General features: G+C 70.9%; 14 protein-coding genes and 1 pseudogene. 2 read left to right on the top strand and 13 right to left on the bottom strand.

Features of this window, described 5'->3' with window-relative positions:
• Positions 1–39: 39 nt before the first annotated feature.
• Positions 40–564, top strand: a pseudogene (locus EJ357_RS32605) (N-acetyltransferase family protein); the annotation flags it as partial.
• Positions 565–589: 25 nt separating this feature from the next.
• Here the strand turns inward: EJ357_RS32605 and EJ357_RS32600 are convergent.
• The 8 genes from EJ357_RS32600 to ureA form a co-directional block, all read right to left on the bottom strand.
• Positions 590–1,033, bottom strand: coding sequence for a VOC family protein (locus EJ357_RS32600; RefSeq protein ID WP_126395302.1), 444 nt, complete (start codon positions 1,031–1,033; stop codon positions 590–592).
• Between the two features lie 55 nt (positions 1,034–1,088).
• Positions 1,089–2,693 carry a citramalate synthase gene (gene cimA / locus EJ357_RS32595; RefSeq protein WP_126395301.1) on the bottom strand — a complete coding sequence of 535 codons (1,605 nt, stop codon included), beginning with the start codon at positions 2,691–2,693 and terminating at the stop codon, positions 1,089–1,091.
• 309 nt (positions 2,694–3,002) lie between these two features.
• On the bottom strand, positions 3,003–4,271 hold the full coding sequence (locus EJ357_RS32590) for a TolB family protein (RefSeq protein WP_126395300.1): 1,269 nt from the start codon (positions 4,269–4,271) through the stop codon (positions 3,003–3,005).
• Positions 4,272–4,445: 174 nt separating this feature from the next.
• Positions 4,446–5,051, bottom strand: a complete 606-nt coding sequence (locus EJ357_RS32585; RefSeq protein WP_126395299.1) for a TetR/AcrR family transcriptional regulator — start codon at positions 5,049–5,051, stop codon at positions 4,446–4,448.
• The gene (locus EJ357_RS32580) at positions 5,048–5,539 is read right to left on the bottom strand and encodes a hypothetical protein (RefSeq protein WP_126395298.1); all 492 of its coding nucleotides are present in this window, start codon (positions 5,537–5,539) and stop codon (positions 5,048–5,050) included. Before EJ357_RS32580 ends, EJ357_RS32585 begins: the two co-directional genes overlap by 4 nt.
• A 9-nt stretch (positions 5,540–5,548) precedes the next feature.
• On the bottom strand, positions 5,549–6,601 hold the full coding sequence (locus EJ357_RS32575; RefSeq protein WP_126395297.1) for an agmatine deiminase family protein: 1,053 nt from the start codon (positions 6,599–6,601) through the stop codon (positions 5,549–5,551).
• 20 nt (positions 6,602–6,621) lie between these two features.
• Positions 6,622–8,301: an urease subunit alpha gene (locus tag EJ357_RS32570; RefSeq protein WP_126395296.1), complete on the bottom strand. Its 1,680-nt coding sequence runs from the start codon at positions 8,299–8,301 to the stop codon at positions 6,622–6,624.
• The gene (gene ureA, locus EJ357_RS32565) at positions 8,298–8,978 is read right to left on the bottom strand and encodes an urease subunit gamma (RefSeq protein WP_126395295.1); all 681 of its coding nucleotides are present in this window, start codon (positions 8,976–8,978) and stop codon (positions 8,298–8,300) included. The genes EJ357_RS32570 and ureA overlap by 4 nt, the downstream gene beginning before the upstream one ends.
• Positions 8,979–9,107: 129 nt before the next feature.
• On the opposite strand from ureA, the gene EJ357_RS32560 reads away from it, so the two are divergent.
• Positions 9,108–10,556 carry a cytosine permease gene (locus EJ357_RS32560; protein ID WP_126395294.1) on the top strand — a complete coding sequence of 483 codons (1,449 nt, stop codon included), beginning with the start codon at positions 9,108–9,110 and terminating at the stop codon, positions 10,554–10,556.
• On the opposite strand, the gene EJ357_RS32555 is transcribed toward EJ357_RS32560, so the two are convergent.
• From EJ357_RS32555 to EJ357_RS32535, 5 genes are all read right to left on the bottom strand, one after another.
• Positions 10,531–10,740, bottom strand: a complete 210-nt coding sequence (locus EJ357_RS32555) for a hypothetical protein (RefSeq protein ID WP_126395293.1) — start codon at positions 10,738–10,740, stop codon at positions 10,531–10,533. The genes EJ357_RS32560 and EJ357_RS32555 overlap by 26 nt on opposite strands.
• A gap of 3 nt (positions 10,741–10,743) precedes the next feature.
• The gene (locus EJ357_RS32550) at positions 10,744–12,066 is read right to left on the bottom strand and encodes a KamA family radical SAM protein (protein ID WP_126395292.1); all 1,323 of its coding nucleotides are present in this window, start codon (positions 12,064–12,066) and stop codon (positions 10,744–10,746) included.
• A 15-nt stretch (positions 12,067–12,081) separates the two neighbouring features.
• The gene (locus tag EJ357_RS32545; RefSeq protein WP_126395291.1) at positions 12,082–13,152 is read right to left on the bottom strand and encodes a hypothetical protein; all 1,071 of its coding nucleotides are present in this window, start codon (positions 13,150–13,152) and stop codon (positions 12,082–12,084) included.
• 128 nt (positions 13,153–13,280) lie between these two features.
• On the bottom strand, positions 13,281–14,369 hold the full coding sequence (locus EJ357_RS32540) for a branched-chain amino acid aminotransferase (protein WP_126395290.1): 1,089 nt from the start codon (positions 14,367–14,369) through the stop codon (positions 13,281–13,283).
• A gap of 273 nt (positions 14,370–14,642) precedes the next feature.
• Positions 14,643–15,686: a 3-isopropylmalate dehydrogenase gene (locus EJ357_RS32535; RefSeq protein WP_126395289.1), complete on the bottom strand. Its 1,044-nt coding sequence runs from the start codon at positions 15,684–15,686 to the stop codon at positions 14,643–14,645.
• Between the last annotated feature and the right edge of the window lie 117 nt (positions 15,687–15,803).

Genomic DNA, 15,803 nt, shown 5'->3' with positions numbered 1-15,803 from the left:
CCTTGACGCGTATACGAAACCATCTTTCGCACGGCACGGATGCGCGAGGATCCCGGCGTGAATGATCCACGTGTCCGCCGGGCCGGCGAGGCCGACCTGGCTACCCTCGTCCGCCTCCGCGACGATGCGGCCCGCTGGATGACGGCCCATGGCGTGACGGGCCAGTGGCGGCCGGGGGAATTGGACGAGGACCACTTCCGCCGGGTCATCTCGCGCGGCGAGGTCTGGCTCGCGGAGGCCGACGGGCGCGTCACCGGCGCCTGGGAGCCGTGGTGGGAGGACGAGGCCGCCTGGGGTCCGCAGCCGCCCGAGGCCGGGTACGTGCACCGGCTCATGGTCGACCGGAGCACCGCCGCTCGCGGGACGGGGCGCCTGCTGCTGAGGGCCGCGGAACGCCGAGTGGCCGCGGTGGGACGGACATCGGTGCGCCTGGACTGTCTGGCCGGCAACGCGCGTCTCAACGCCTACTACCAGGACGCCGGTTACCACGTCGCGGGCCACAAGGAGGGCAAGCCGCAGCCGGGCGGGGCGCCCAAGTCCTTCACGCTGCTGGAGAAGGAGCTCCCACAGGCACGCCGTCGGGGATGCCTCAGACGACCGGCTGACCGATCCCCAGCAGGTTGCCCTCGCTGTCGTGGAACCAGGCGGCGCGTTCGCCGCGGAAGCCCTTGCTCGGGTAGTGGCCCTCGATCTCGGCGATGCCGTCCGTCGTGTGCAGGCCCGGCACGTCGACCTCCTCGAACTGCACGCCGCGCCGCCGGAGTTCCGCCACGACCGCTTCGACGTCGTCGACCTGCCAGCCCATCTGGGTGAAGGTGCCGGGGGAGGCGCCTGTCGACTGGAACACCGCGAACTCCGCGCCTCCGCACCGGTACAGCAGCCCACCCGGCCGTTCGTCGACGGGCTCCAGACCGAGCTTCTCGGCGTAGAAGCGCCGCGCACGCTCCAGGTCCCGGGCGGGCAGCCGGGTCGCCACCTGCCCCCGGGCCAGGAGATTCCTGGCGTCCGTGTCCGTGTCGTCCTTGTCGTCCATCGCTCCACTGTGCCGTGGACGACGGCACCGGGGGCAGGTGCGAGGTCCGTTCGGCCTACTCGGCCGGCGTCACGCCCGCCCGCAGCAGCCCGTACGTGTACGCGTCCTCCAGCGCCTGCCACGACGCCGCGATGACGTTCTCGGCGACGCCGACCGTCGACCACTCCCCCGCCCCGTCGGACGTTGAGATCAGGACGCGGGTGGTGGACTGGGTGCCGTGCACGCCCTCCAGGATGCGGACCTTGTAGTCGACGAGGTCCAGCTTGGCGAGCTGGGGGTAGATCTTCTCCAGGGCCACACGCAGGGCCCGGTCCAGGGCGTTGACCGGGCCGTTGCCCTCCGCCGTGGCGACGATGCGCTCGCTCTTGGCCCACAGCTTGACCGTGGCCTCGTTGGCGTGCGTGCCGTCGGGGCGGTCCTCGACGATCGCGCGCCAGGACTCGACCTGGAAGTACTTCAGGGGCTTGCCCTCGACCTCGGCGCGGAGCAACAGCTCGAAGGAGGCGTCGGCCGCCTCGTACGTGTAGCCCTTGAGCTCGCGTTCCTTCACGCGTTCCACGACCCGGCCGACCAGCTCCCGGTCACCGCCCAGGTCGATGCCGAGCTCCTTGCCCTTGAGCTCGACGGACGCGCGGCCCGCCATGTCGGAGACCAGCATCCGCATGGTGTTGCCGACCTGCTCGGGGTCGATGTGCTGGTACAGGTCCGGGTCGACCTTGATCGCGGAGGCGTGCAGGCCGGCCTTGTGCGCGAAGGCTGAGACACCGACGTACGGCTGGTGCGTGGAGGGGGTGAGGTTCACGACCTCGGCGATCGCGTGCGAGATGCGGGTCATCTCGCGCAGGTGGCCGTCCGGGAGGACCTTCTTGCCGTACTTGAGCTCCAGGGCCGCCACGACCGGGAAGAGATTGGCGTTGCCCACCCGCTCGCCGTAGCCGTTGGCCGTGCACTGGACGTGGGTCGCGCCCGCGTCCACGGCGGCCAGCGTGTTCGCCACCGCACAGCCCGTGTCGTCCTGGGCGTGGATGCCGAGCCGGGCGCCGGTGTCGGCGAGGACCGTCGAGACGACCGCCTGGACCTGGGCCGGGAGCATGCCGCCGTTGGTGTCGCAGAGGATCACCACGTCCGCGCCGGCCTGCGACGCCGTGCGGACGACCGCTTTCGCGTACTCGGGGTTGGCGCGGTAGCCGTCGAAGAAGTGCTCGCAGTCGACGAAGACGCGGCGGCCCTGCGACACCAGGTAGGAGACGGTGTCGCGGACCATCTCCAGGTTCTCGTCGAGCGTGGTGCGCAGGGCCAGCTCGACATGCCGGTCGTGGGACTTCGCGACGAGGGTGATCACGGGGGCGCCGGCCTCCAGCAGCGCCTTGACCTGCGGGTCCTCGCTCGCCTTGCCGCCCGCGCGGCGGGTCGCGCCGAAGGCGACCAGCTGGGCGTGCTTGAAGTCGATCTCCTGCTGGGCGCGGAAGAAGAACTCGGTGTCCCTGGGGTTGGCGCCGGGCCAGCCGCCTTCGATGAAGCCCACGCCGAAGTCGTCCAGGTGACGGGCGATGGCCAGCTTGTCGGCGACGGTGAGGTTGATGCCCTCCCGCTGGGCGCCGTCGCGCAGGGTGGTGTCGAAGACGTGGAACGAGTCGTCGAGCTCGCTGGTTACCGTCATGGTCGTAAGGCTCCTGAAGTATGGATCTCGGTCTACCGGAATGACCGGTTCCACCGCCCCCACCTATGGTCCCTCACGCTCTCCGCCCGGCTGCGGGTGGGCCGGGAAACAGAAAAACCTCTCGCGGGTGCGAGAGGTCTGCGCGCGGGTCGAGGACGACGGTGTCCACCCGTACCTGGTCGTACGTGGCGGTCACTGCGGACCGGCGCGCCTGCTGCCAATAATCATGGCGAACGAGAGCACGGGGGCAGTCTGGCACAAGTCGCCCCCGTGCTCACCGTCCGTCTCAGGATGCGAACACTGCGCTGATCACCGCAGGCGGCGGACGAAGCCGTCGCCGAGGCCGTTCGTGTCGCCGGCGACCAGCTGGGCGGAGCTCGAACCGAGGCCGAGCAGCTTGTCGCCGCCGCCGAACGAGGTGGCGTAGACGCTGTCGTCGGTGACCGGGCCGCCGGCGAGCGCTGCGCTGGCCAGGGTGGAGGTGCCGGTGCGCAGGTCCCTCACGTGGATGTTGTCCTGGCCCTGCGAGGGCCGGAATCCGTAGGCGACGTAGCGGCCGTTGCGGCTGATCTCGGGGCCGGCGATGACCGCGGAGCCGCCCGAGCCGTCGTGGACGATGCCTCGGGTGGTGTCGGTGCGCAGGTCGCGCACATAGGTCGACGTGTTGACGGCGGCGCCGTCCGGCACGAGGTCGTCGCCGACGTAGGTGAAGGCGAGATGGCGGCCGTCCGCCGAGAGCGAGGGGTCGAGGCCGTTGCGCTGGGCGGGCTTTCCCTGCGGGGTGACGTCGGCCTGTTCCTCGGTACCGGTGCGGCGGTCGTGGACCATCAGCGAGCCACCCCCGCCCCGCGGCTCGAACCGGTCGTACGCCACGTAGCGGCCGTCCGCGCTCATGTCCAGGTGGTACGAGCCCCGGCTCGGGTGGTCGCGGTTGGTGACACGTTCGACGGCGCCGGTGCGGCGGTCGGTGACGTACACGACGGGATGGATGACCGTCTCGCCCGTCTCCACCCGGTTCGGCCGGGCGTTGAAGGCGACGTACCGGCCGTCGTCGGAGATGGCCGCGTCGCCGTGCGCGTAGGCGGAGCCGCCGTCCGGGGTCGTGCTGACCCACTCGGTGCGGCCGGTGACGCGGTCGTGGACGTAGATGTCCCTGGCCCAGTACTCCTTCGGCGCCGGCCAGTCCTTGAGGTTGCCGGCGGTCGAGACGAGGACGACGTAGCGGCCGTCGGCGCTGATGGCCGCGGGGTCGGTGCCGCTGTCGGCCTGGGTGCCGTCCGTCGCGACACTGATCCGCTCCAGCTTCCCGGTGCGCAGATCGCGTACGAAGGTGTCCTGCACGCCGTTGGTGTCGCCGGGCACGAGGTTCGGTGCGTTGGATCCGAACGCGGCGTAGCGGCCGTTCGCGCTGAGGTAGGGGCCTGAGGCATCGCTCGTGCCCTGCTCCCCCGTGCCGGAGACGGTGACCCGCTCGGTGGCCGGGGCTTGGGGCGCGGCGCCCGCCTGCGTCGCCGTCAGCGCCGTCGCGGCGGCGACGCAGACAGCGGTGAGTACGGTGAGCCGCTTGCTCTTGTGCATGGTTGTTCCCCCGTGGTCGGTCGTTGTCATTGCACTGTCCGTAGGAAGACGTCCGACACCCCGTTGGTGTCTCCCTCCACCGGATCGGGTGCTGCGGTCGGCGCTCCCCAAGAGGCAAACGCACCACGCGCTACAGGGTCAATCCGATGTATTGCGTACAACCTGGACCTGTGCTCAGGTGTCCGCGAGGAGGCTGTCATCCAGGAACTCCCGTACGTGGCGCAGAATTTGCGCTCGGTCGGTGCCTCGCAGCCCGATGGCCACATGGATGGAGAACCCGTCGAGCAGCGCCCGCAGCCGGGCGGCGAACCGGTCCGGGTCGACCGCCCGGAACTCCCCCCGTGAGACGCCCTCCGCAACCAGCGCCACCAGGTCCCGGTGCCAGGCGCCCTCGATGGCGGCCTGCCGGTCGCGTGCGGCGTCGTCGGCGTTCTGCGAGCGGTTCCAGACCTCCAGCCAGAGCGTCCAGTGCGGGTCGCGGTGGCCGTCGGGGACGTACAGGTCGACGTACGCGTCGAGCCGTTCCCGAGCGGTCGCCGTCCGCGTCAGCAGCCGGCCGCGCTCGGCGCCGAGCCGGCCCTCGCTCCACTCCAGGGTGCGCAGCAGCAGCTCGTCCTTGGAGTGGAAGTAGTAGAGGAGATGCCCGCTGCTCATCCCGACCGCACGGCCGAGCGCGGCCATGGTGAGCTTCTCCAGGCCGAGCTCGGCGATCATCTGCATGGCGGCGGCGAGGACTTCGTCGCGGGGCGGGGCCGGGGTACGGCGACGGGGCGCAGTCATGCGACGGCCGCCACGCGAACCGCGTCCGGGACGAGCCGGGTCTCGTAGCCGCTCGTGCAGTCGGCGGCGACGACCGCCACCTCGGCCCCGCAGGCGCAGACGTGGTTGACTCCGGCCCGGCCGTGCGGACCGCAGCAACCGATGAGGCGGTGCGGGTCGGGATGAGGTGCGATGTCCACGACGTCGTCGGGGTGCAGGACGTAGGTCCCGCACGGCCCGGCGGAGACCAGGAAGCCCCGCTCGTCGGACATCCACATGCCGCCGGGCACGATGCCGTCGTACTCCTCGTCGGGGCCGGCCGGCTCGAACGGCGCCCCGAACGGCAGCGGGACGACGACGTACGTCCCGCGCGGCACGCTCGGCGGACCGTGCCGTCGGCCGTCCGGACCCGGGAGCCCGTCCCAGCCGGGGTACTCGGGCATCTCGTCGAGCCGCCGGACCGGTTCGGTCAGCCGGGTTCCGCAGGTGGCGCAGAGCAGTACGTTCACCCGTACGTTCTACCTGACCTGGGCCCTCGGCTGCTGCTGGGTGATGCAGTGGATGCCGCCCCCGCCGGCGAAGATCGTCCGCGCGTCCACCAGCGTCACCGTCCGCTCCGGGAAGAGCCGCCGGAAGATGCCGGCCGCGATCTCGTCGCGCGGGTCGTCGAAGCCGCAGAGCACCACGCCGCCGTTGCAGAGGTAGTGGTTGATGTAGGAGTAGTCGGCCCAGTGGCCGTCGGCCTCCAGGACGGTCGGGGCGGGCACCTCGACGACCTCCAGGCGGCGGCCGCGCGCGTCCGTCTGCGACTTCAGCAGGCCGACGACCTCCTTCGTCACCTCGTGGTCGGGGTGCGCCGGGTCCGGCTGCACATGGGCGACGACCACGCCGGGGCGGGCGAAGGCGGCGACGATGTCGACATGGCCGAGGGTGCCGAAGCCGTACGGGGGGTAGTCGCCGGTCAGGCCGCGCGGCAGCCAGATCGCCTTGCGGGTGCCGAGATGCGCGTGGATCTCGGCCTCCACCTCCTCCCGCGTCCAGTGCGGGTTGCGCTCCGGGCCGAGCTGGACGGTCTCGGTGAGCAGGACCGTCCCCTCGCCGTCCACATGGATGGCGCCGCCCTCGTTGACGAGCTTCGAGGCGTACGTCCGCGCCGTCCCCGCGAGGTCGCACACGTACGCGGCGATCTTCGCGTCGTGCTCCCAGGAGGCCCAGTCCTGCGCGCCCCAGCCGTTGAACGTCCAGTCGACGGCCGCGAGTTCACCGGCGCCGTTGGTCAGGAAGGTGGGGCCGATGTCCCGCATCCACGCGTCGTCGAGCTCCCGTTCGACGGTCTGCACACCCGGCCCGAGCAGCGTCCGGGCCTCCTCGGACTGGCCCGGACCGCACACCACCGTCACCGGTTCGAAGCGGCGGACGGCACGGGCGACCGACGCCCAGGCCAGGCGGGCGGCCGTGAGGTCCTCGGGGTCCTCGAAGGTCACGTTCGGACCCGGCCAGGCCATCCAGGTGCGCTCGTGCGGGGTCCACTCGGCGGGCATGCGGAAGCCGTCGGCGGCGGGAGTGGTCATGGCGGGTCCTTGTCCGAACGTCACAGGAAATAGAGGCGGTTGAGGGAGACGGAGTCGGCCGGCTCGGAGCGCAGCGGCTCGCCGTCGAGCGTGACCAGGCCGGTGCGCTGGTCGACGTCGACCGCTCCGGTACGGGAGTTCAGGCGCAGGTCGGCCGGCCCGATGCCCCGCGCGGCGCGCACGGCGACCCTGCGGCGCCGGGTGGGCATCGTGTCGCCGCCCTGGTCGAGAGCGGCCCGGGCGACGAAGGCGACCGAGATGTCGGCGGGCGTGGCGCCGTACGCCCCGAACTGCGGGCCCAGGACGAGGGGTTCGCAGGTGTCGGTCGCGGCGTTGGGGTCGCCGACCACGCCGTACGCCGGGAAGCCGGCCTTCAGCACCAGCTGCGGCTTGGCGCCGAAGTACTCCGGCCGCCACAGCACGATGTCGGCGAGCTTGCCGACCTCCAGCGACCCCACCTCGTGGGCGAGGCCGTGCGCGATGGCCGGGTTGATGGTCAGCTTGGCCATGTAGCGCAGGACGCGCTCGTTGTCGTGGCCGTCGTCCGGGGCGCCGAACTCGGCCTTCATCTTCCCGGCCATGGCGAACGTACGGCGCACGGTCTCCCCGGCCCGCCCCATGCCCTGCGCGTCCGACGAGGTGATGCCGATCGCGCCCAGGTCGTGCAGCACGTCCTCGGCGCCCATCGTCCCGGCGCGGATGCGGTCGCGGGCCATGGCGGCGTCGCCGGGCAGGTCGGTCTTCAGGTCGTGGACGGAGACGATCATGCCGTAGTGCTCGGCGACCGCGTCCCGGCCGAAGGGCAGGGTGGGGTTGGTGGAGGAGCCGATGACGTTCGGGACGCCTGCCATCTTCAGGACGTTCGGGACGTGTCCGCCGCCGCACCCCTCGATGTGGAAGGCGTGGATGGTGCGGCCCTCCAGCACCCGCAGGGTGTCCTCGACCGACAGGCACTCGTTCAGCCCGTCGCTGTGCAGGGCGACCTGGACGTCGTGCTCCTCGGCGACGCGCAGCGCCGTGTCCAGCGCGCGGGTGTGGGCGCCCATGTCCTCGTGCACCTTGAAACCGGAGGCACCGCCCTCGGCGAGTGCCTCGACCAGGGGCGCGGGCGAGGAGGACGAACCGCGCCCCAGAAATCCGATGTTGACCGGCCACGCGTCGAAGGCGTTGAACGCGTGCCGCAGCGCCCAGGGGGAGTTGACCCCGACGCCCCACACCGGCCCGAACTCCTGCCCGACGATGGTGGTCACGCCCGACGCCAGCGACGCCTCCATGACGCGCGGCGACAGCAGATGGACATGTGTGTCGACGGCCCCGGCGGTGGCGATCAGCCCCTCGCCGGACACGATCGAGGTCCCGGTGCCGACCACGACGTCGACCCCGTCGAGGGTGTCGGGATTCCCGGCCCGCCCGATCGAGCAGATCCGGCCCTCCCTGATCCCGATGGAGACCTTGCGGATCCCCAGCGCCGCGTCGATCACGACGACGTTGCTGACGACGACGTCACAGGTCTCCCGGACGGCGGCCGCCTTGAGGTGCAGCCCGTCCCGGGCGGTCTTGCCGAACCCGGCGAGGAACTCGTCGCCGTACCGCTGGGAGTCGGACTCGACGCGGATCGTCAGCCCGCTGTCGCCGAGGCGGACGCGGTCGCCGGCGCGGGGGCCGTGGGTGGCGGCGTAGGCGTAAGGGTCGATGCTCATCGGTCTGCTCCCAGATATCCGCAGGCGGCGGCCCTGCGCAGGGCCTCTTCCTTCGCCCCCGGCGCGTCCAGCGCCCCGTCGACAAGACCGGCGAACCCGATGGCGATCCGGTCACCCCCGATGGGCACGAGCCCGACCTCGACGCTCTCCCCCGGCCCGAAGCGCGCCGAGGACCCGGCGGGCACGGCGAGCCGCATGCCGTAGGCCGTCGCGCGGTCGAAGTCGAGCCTCGGGTTGGCCTCGAAGAAGTGGAAGTGGGAGGTCACGGAGACGGGCACAGTGGCGGTGTTGAGGACCGTCAGCCGTACGACCGCCTCCGGCTCGGCGTGCCGGGGCCCCGGCAGCAGTTCGCCGGGAGCCTGCGGACCGGGCCCGCCCCCGATCGGATCGGACACGACCGCGAGCCGCGAGCCGTCGTCGAAGACCGCCTCGACGTGCACTTCGGTGACGACGTCCGCCACGCCGGGCAGCACGTCGTCCGGCCCGAGCACACCGCGGGCGCGCTCGATCGCCTCGGCGAGCCGGGCCCCGTCCCGGGCGGCCTCGCACACGGTGTCCGCGACGAGCGCGGTCGCCTCCGGGACGTTCAGCCGCAGCCCGCGGGCCCGGCGCGCCCGGGCCAGCTCGGCGGCTCCGAAGAGCAGCAGCCGGTCACGTTCCGTGGGGGTCAGTCTCACGACGCGGCACCTCCTTGCCCGACTTCACTTTAGAGCATCACTCTAAACACGAGATTCCTCGAACCGAAAGGTTGACAGCAAACATCGACCCCTTCAGATTGAACGTCACTCAAACCGAGGGAGGCACCCATGCCGATGGAACAGCGCGGAGTCGACACCATTCCCGACGAGGAACGCACGAGCGGCCCACAGGACCTCGTCTCGATCCTGCTGGGGTCGAACCTCTGCCTCGGGGTGATCGTCTTCGGCTGGCTGCCCCCGTCCTTCGGCCTGAACTGGTGGGAGTCGGTCACGTCGATCGTGGTGGGCACCCTGCTCGGCACGGCCCTCACCGCCCCGCTGGCGCTGATCTCCCTGCGCACGGCGACGAACCTCTCCACGTCCTCCGGCGCCCAGTTCGGGGTCCGGGGCCGCCTGGTCGGCTCGGTCGTCGGCCTGCTGCTGGCGCTGGGCTACTCCGCGCTGACGGTGTGGATCGGCGGCGACGTGATGGTAAGCGTGCTGAGCCGCCTGGTCGGCATGCCGGCGAACGACGTGTCGTACGGCGTCGTCTACGCGCTCCTCGCCGCCGCGACCGTCGCCGGGGCGGTGTACGGCTACCGCGTGCTGCTCGCGATGTCCCGGGGCCTCGCGGTCGGCATGACGGCCCTGCTGGTCCTCGGCGTGATCGCCTACGCCCCGAACTTCACGACGGCCGCGCTGCCGGAGACGGGCGGCTATCTGCTGGGCGGCTTCTGGCCGACGTGGCTGCTGGCGACGGTGGCGGCCGGCCTGTCCGGCCCGATCGCCTTCATCACGCTCCTCGGCGACTACACCCGCTACATCTCCCCGGCCCGCCACTCCGCACGGCGGGTGCTGCACGCGACCTGGCTCGGTCTGCTGCTGGGACTGCTGGTCCCGCAACTGTTCGGCACCTTCACGTCATACGCGGCCCGGGCGGCCCTCGACTACGCCGGACCGCTCGTCTCGGCGTCCCCGGCCTGGTATCTGGTCCCGCTCCTGCTGGCCGCCTCGGCGGGTTCGGTCGGCAACGCCGGTCTGATGCTCTACTCCATGGGCCTCGATCTGGACGCCATCCTGCCGCGCGCGTCCCGGGCGACGGCCACGTACACGGTCGCGGTGATCGCCACGGCCTGCGTGTTCATCGGCCACTACCACTCGTCCGCGCAGGACGCGATGACGTCCTTCGTGCTGCTGCTGACGGCGATCGGCACACCCTGGGCCGTCATCACCCTGATCGGTTTCGCGCGGTGCCGAGGGGTGTACGACGCGGAGGCACTCCAGGTGTTCAACCGGCGGGCGCGGGGCGGGACCTACTGGTACCGGGGCGGGTGGAACATCCCGGCGACGGTCGCCTGGGCACTGGGGGCGACGGTCGGCCTGCTCACAGTCTCACTACCGTCGTACGAGGGGCCGTTGCTGACGTGGACCGGTGGGGTGGACTGCAGCTTCCTGCTGTCGGGGGCGGTGGGCGGTCTGGTGTACGTGGCGCTCTCGCCAGGGGCGTCCGCACGCGCAGACGTCCCCGGCGAGGTAGTACCGGAGATCGGTTCTACTGCAGCAGACCTGCGGCGGTGAGAGTGGGCAGGCAGAGTGCCATCGTCCCGGCGAAAGCCACTGCGGCCGACGGCAGGGCTGTCGTCAGCCCTTCACCCTGGGCGACCTTGAGGATCACCGCGATGAGAGCGACGACCAGGGAGAGCAACACCGCGACCAGAATCCAGGCAGCAGTGAACGCGGACTGGCTCGGCGAGGAGTTCATGGCTCAGCCCACCTCCAGCCCAGGGAGGAACTCGTCCGCACCGAAAGCGGGTTTGAGGTCGGTGAACCAGGTGGCCCCCTCGTCGTACGCCGCGAAGAACGGGCGGTCCACGAGGGCGGGGTCGCGGGCCTGGATCAGGTGCAGCACGAAGACCTTCTCGCCGGCCACCTCGGCGACACCGTCCACGCAGACCTTGCCGGGCATCGCCGACATGACGGGGCCGCGTACGGTGCGGGCCAGGCCGGAGACGCGTGCGTAGGCGTCCCGGAAGATCTGGTGACCGCGTGCGAGTGGTACCCCGAAGTAGCCCTGCGGGCCGGTGTCCCGCTCCACGAACTGGTAGTACGGCACCGCACCCAGGGTCGTCGTGACGTCCCACAGCTCCGCCCAGGCATCCGCGCTGTCGTTGATGCCCGCCACCAGCGGGCCCTGGCAGCGGATCACGGCGCCCGTGTCCCGTACCCGGCGCATCGCCTCCCGCACGACCGGCGGCCGCAGCTCCTGCGGATGCGTGAAGTGGGCCATCAGCGCCAGATGGCGACCGCTCGCCACGACACGCTCGAACAGCCTGAGCAGGTCGTCGGCGTCCCGGTCGGACGTGAAGCGGTACGGCCAGAAGGCGAGCGACTTGGTGCCGATCCGGATCGACCGGACCGTGTCGATCTCCAGGAGCGGCTCGACGTAGCGACGCAGCACGTCGGTGCTCATGACCAACGGGTCGCCGCCGGTGATCAGCGCGCTGCTGACCTCGGGGTGGGCACGCAGATAGGCGGACGTGGCGGTGATGTCGTCGGTCGCGATGCGCAGATCGGCCTCGCCGACGAACTGCGGCCAGCGGAAGCAGTACGTGCAGTAGGCGTGGCAGGTCTGGCCCTGGCGCGGGAAGATCAGCACGGTCTCGGGGTACTTGTGCTGCAGCCCGGTGAGGCGACGGCCCTCGTGCACGGGCACGTTGGCGTCGAGCTGGCCCGAGGGATGCGGGTTGAGCCGCATGCGGATCTCGTGGGCCGCCCGCAGGATCTCGGCCCGCGGCGCCTGAGCGGACAGCAGATCCGCCATCCGGCGCAGCTCGGGCGGGGGCAGCATGCCCGCCTGCGGGAAGGTCAGCCGGTAGATGGGGTCGTCGGGTACGGCCGTCCAGTCGATCAGCTCGTCGATCACGTACGTGTTCGTGCGGAACGGCAGGACCGTCGCCACGGCCCGCAGGGCGAGGCTCTCGGCGGGCGTGAGGGACATCCGCCGCAGCAGGCCGTCCAGGTCACGGGGTGTGAAGGCACGGAAGCGTGGGCCTCCGTCCTCGGGTGCGGGGTGGTGCGCTGAACTCATATGTGCTGAGGCCCTCTATTCCGTGACCAGGACCGACGGCCGCAATTCGACGAAGGCGGTCGCCGACGCATCGTACTTCTCCGTGAAGTGCTGGATGAGCCGCGCGTGCAGCTCGCTCTCGTCGTCGACCACGATCAGCTCGTGCGCGCCCGGAATGCTCAAGGCCTCGCTGTACGCGGAGAGTTGGTCCAGGTGGTGCCGGGCGAGATAGGTGACGAGGTCGGGTCCGGAGACGTACAGACTGTCTTCGACGGACACGAAGTGGCAGGTGAACTGCCGTCGTCCGTCAGTCGCGTGGACGAGTGTGACCGGCAGACGGGTGAACCGTTCCATCGGTTTGCCCTGCTGCCACAGTTCGTCGAACCGCTGTTCCACGAAGGTGCCGAGCGGCGAGCGGACCGCCACCTCCAGCTGGACCCCCTCGCCGGAGAGCCGGCCGACGGTGAGGAAGGACACCAGACAGCGCTCGTCCCAGCGGTAGAGCGTGACGCCCGGCGAGGTGGAGCACAGCCGTACCTCGAGATGTTGGCGCGCGTTCTCGTCGAGCCGCTGTGCGAACCGGTCCAGGGTGCGCAGGTTGCGCAGGATGTCGCGGCGGATGACGGCACTCTGCTCGCCCAGTTCACGGCCGCGCAGGATGACGGCGAGGGAGTCGGGGTCGAGCAGCAGGATCTGCACCCGGGCGCCGTGCGCGGTGGCCGCCCGCACGCCCCGGAAGAGCCGCTCGGAGAACTGCGGGCCGAAGAGGTTGGAGAAGGTGTCGAGCACCTTGACGTTCGAGGTGGAGCCGTGGACCTGGGCGCTGAACCACTCGTAGTCGAGCCGGTGGTGCTCGCGCACCCGGCCCTCCTGGGCCCGGGAGATCAGCGGGCCGATCACGAAGACGGTGACCACGACGCCGAGGATGTCCGTGCCGAGGTTGAGGGCGAGGTTCTCGTCGTAGTTGTCCATACCCTTGCTGCGCCACAGCAGCAGCGCCGCGCAGGCCGCGAGCAGGGCGAGCACCGTGAGGCTCTGGGGGCGGCGCGGGGTGCGTAACGCCCGCATCAGCCAGCGCAACCTGGGTATCGGTGACCGTCCGCTCACCCGTGCACCCCTCCCCCTGACGCGGGCAGGGGGAGGCTCACGCTCCCCCGCGGAATGGGTGGATACCCGCGCGGGGGAACCGGTACGCGTCGAACGAACGGCCTCTGCCCGTCCGCCAGTTGGAAGGATCAGCCCAGCTTGTGCATCCAGCCGTGCGTGTCCTGCGCCGTGCCCCGCTGGATGTCCAGCAGCGCCTGCCGCAGCTTCAGCGTCACCTCGCCGGGTTCCCCGTCCCCCTGCTGCCACTCCGCGCCCGTGCGCTTCACCGTGCCGACCGGCGTGATGACGGCGGCCGTACCGCAGGCGAAGACCTCGGTCAGGGTGCCGTTCTCGGAGTCGCGCTGCCACTGGTCGACAGAGACGCGGCCCTCCTCGGCCTCGTAGCCGAGGTCGCGGGCGACGGCGAGGAGGGAGTCGCGGGTGACGCCCTCCAGGATGGAGCCGGTGAGGGACGGGGTGATGATCTTGTCGCCGTACACGAAGTACAGGTTCATGCCGCCGAGTTCCTCGACCCACTTGCGCTCGACCGCGTCGAGGTAGCAGACCTGGGCGCAGCCCTTGGCCGCGGCCTCGGCCTGGGCCAGCAGGGACGCGGCGTAGTTGCCGCCCGTCTTGGCGTCGCCCATGCCGCCCGGGACGGCGCGGACGTGGTCCTCGGAGACCCAGATGGACACCGGCTTCACGCCGCCGGGGAAGTAGGCGCCGGCCGGGGAGGCGATGACCAGGAACAGGTACTCACTGGCGGGCTTCACCCCGAGGCCGACCTCGGTCGCGAACATGAACGGGCGCAGGTAGAGGGACTCCTCGCCGCCGTGGGCCGGGACCCAGGCCTCGTCCTGCCGCACCAGCGCGTCGCACGCCTCGATGAACGTCTCGACCGGCAGCTCCGGCATGCCGAGCCGCCGGGCCGAGGCCTGGAAGCGCGTGGCGTTCTTCTCGGGGCGGAAGGAGGCCACGGTCCCGTCGGGCTGGCGGTAGGCCTTGAGGCCCTCGAAGATCTCCTGCGCGTAGTGCAGGACCATGGTGGCCGGGTCGAGGGAGAGCGGCGCGTACGGCACGAGCTCGCCGTCGTGCCAGCCCCGGCCCTCGGTCCACTTGATCGTCACCATGTGGTCGGTGAAGTGGCGGCCGAACCCCGGGTTGGCCAGTATCGCCTCGCGCTCGGCGGCGGCGAGCGGGCTGGCGGAGGGCTTGAGCTCGATCGTGGGCGTCGTCATGAGTGGATGTCCTTCACCGGTTTCGTTGTGGCGGGCCGCGCTCACGCCATGACTGCCAGTGGCCAGTGCTAGGACGTCCGAGCATTCCTTCATTCCGCGGCTCCGCGTTCGATTATCGCAAGCGGCTGCCGTGGAAGAAATCGGCCGGTACGGCGTGATCGGCGTGAATCGCGACCCAGGGGCTGATGGTGTCACCCGGCGGCGGACGTGGGGAAGCCGCCGGGTGCGAAGTGACCCGACGGCTTCGAAAGGGGTTCGAGTGGCGCGGCAGGGTCAGCCGGCTACTCGTACGGCCAGCGCGTCGCCGATCTCCGACGTGCTGCGGGCGGGCTTGCCGGTGCGCTCGGCGAGGTCCGCGGAGACCGCCTCGTCGATGCGGGCGGCCTCGGCGTCGTAGCCGAGGTGGCGCAGGAGCAGGGCGACGGACAGGACCGTGGCGGTGGGGTCGGCCTTGCCCTGGCCGGCGATGTCCGGGGCCGAGCCGTGCACGGGCTCGAACATGGACGGGAAGTCGCCGGACGGGTTGATGTTGCCGGAGGCGGCCACACCGATGCCGCCGGAGACGGCCGCGGCGAGGTCGGTGATGATGTCGCCGAAGAGGTTGTCGGTGACGATGACGTCGAAGCGCTCGGGCTGGGTGACCAGGTAGATGGTCGCCGCGTCGACGTGCATGTACTCGGTGGTGACCTCGGGGAACTCCTCGGCCACCTTGTTGAAGATGTTCGTCCACAGGTGACCGGCGAAGGTCAGCACGTTGTTCTTGTGGATGAGCGCCAGCTTCTTGCGCGGGCGGGCCTGCGCGCGGGCGAAGGCGTCACGGACGACGCGCTCGACACCGAAGGCCGTGTTCACGGAGACCTCGGTGGCGACCTCGTGCTCGGTGCCCTTGCGGATGGTGCCGCCGTTGCCGGTGTACGGGCCCTCGGTGCCCTCACGGACGACGACGAAGTCGATCTCGGGCTGACCGGCGAGCGGGGTGGCGACACCCGGGAGGAGCTTCGACGGACGCAGGTTGACGTGGTGGTCGAAGGCGAAGCGGAGCTTGAGCAGGAAGCCGCGCTCCAGGACACCGGAGGGGACGCCCGGGTCGCCGATCGCGCCGAGCAGGATGGCGTCGTGCTGCTTCAGGGCGTCGAGGTCGGCGTCGGTGAGGGTCTCACCGGTGGCGTGGTAGCGACGGGCGCCGAAGTCGTACTCCTTGGTCTCCAGCTTCACGTCCTGCGGAAGGACGGCGGAGAGGACCTTCAGGCCTTCGGTCACGACCTCCTGGCCGATGCCGTCACCCGGAATGACTGCGAGATTGAGGCTGCGAGACATGTCGGCACCCTACTCCCCGTCCCATGGGATGACATGCGGTGTCCGCGATACGGACACCCTGATGGGGGACGGCGTTTGCGTGTCGACTGACGTTCACCCGTATGTGGGGCGGGTGTT

This window comes from Streptomyces cyaneochromogenes, assembly GCF_003963535.1.
Classification (GTDB): domain Bacteria; phylum Actinomycetota; class Actinomycetes; order Streptomycetales; family Streptomycetaceae; genus Streptomyces; species Streptomyces shaanxiensis.
The sequence above is the reverse complement of the archived record's forward strand: the minus strand, read 5'-3'. Positions and strand labels throughout refer to the sequence as shown.

Excerpts from the sequence above, each read along its gene's own strand:
- EJ357_RS32600 (WP_126395302.1), bottom strand. The coding sequence starts at position 1,033 with ATGGACGACAAGGACGACACGGACACGGACGCCAGGAATCTCCTGGCC.
- cimA (WP_126395301.1), bottom strand. The coding sequence starts at position 2,693 with ATGACGGTAACCAGCGAGCTCGACGACTCGTTCCACGTCTTCGACACC.
- EJ357_RS32590 (WP_126395300.1), bottom strand. The coding sequence starts at position 4,271 with ATGCACAAGAGCAAGCGGCTCACCGTACTCACCGCTGTCTGCGTCGCC.
- EJ357_RS32585 (WP_126395299.1), bottom strand. The coding sequence starts at position 5,051 with ATGACTGCGCCCCGTCGCCGTACCCCGGCCCCGCCCCGCGACGAAGTC.
- EJ357_RS32575 (WP_126395297.1), bottom strand. The coding sequence starts at position 6,601 with ATGACCACTCCCGCCGCCGACGGCTTCCGCATGCCCGCCGAGTGGACC.
- EJ357_RS32570 (WP_126395296.1), bottom strand. The coding sequence starts at position 8,301 with ATGAGCATCGACCCTTACGCCTACGCCGCCACCCACGGCCCCCGCGCC.
- EJ357_RS32560 (WP_126395294.1), top strand. The coding sequence starts at position 9,108 with ATGCCGATGGAACAGCGCGGAGTCGACACCATTCCCGACGAGGAACGC.
- EJ357_RS32555 (WP_126395293.1), bottom strand. The coding sequence starts at position 10,740 with ATGAACTCCTCGCCGAGCCAGTCCGCGTTCACTGCTGCCTGGATTCTG.
- EJ357_RS32550 (WP_126395292.1), bottom strand. The coding sequence starts at position 12,066 with ATGAGTTCAGCGCACCACCCCGCACCCGAGGACGGAGGCCCACGCTTC.
- EJ357_RS32540 (WP_126395290.1), bottom strand. The coding sequence starts at position 14,369 with ATGACGACGCCCACGATCGAGCTCAAGCCCTCCGCCAGCCCGCTCGCC.
- EJ357_RS32535 (WP_126395289.1), bottom strand. The coding sequence starts at position 15,686 with ATGTCTCGCAGCCTCAATCTCGCAGTCATTCCGGGTGACGGCATCGGC.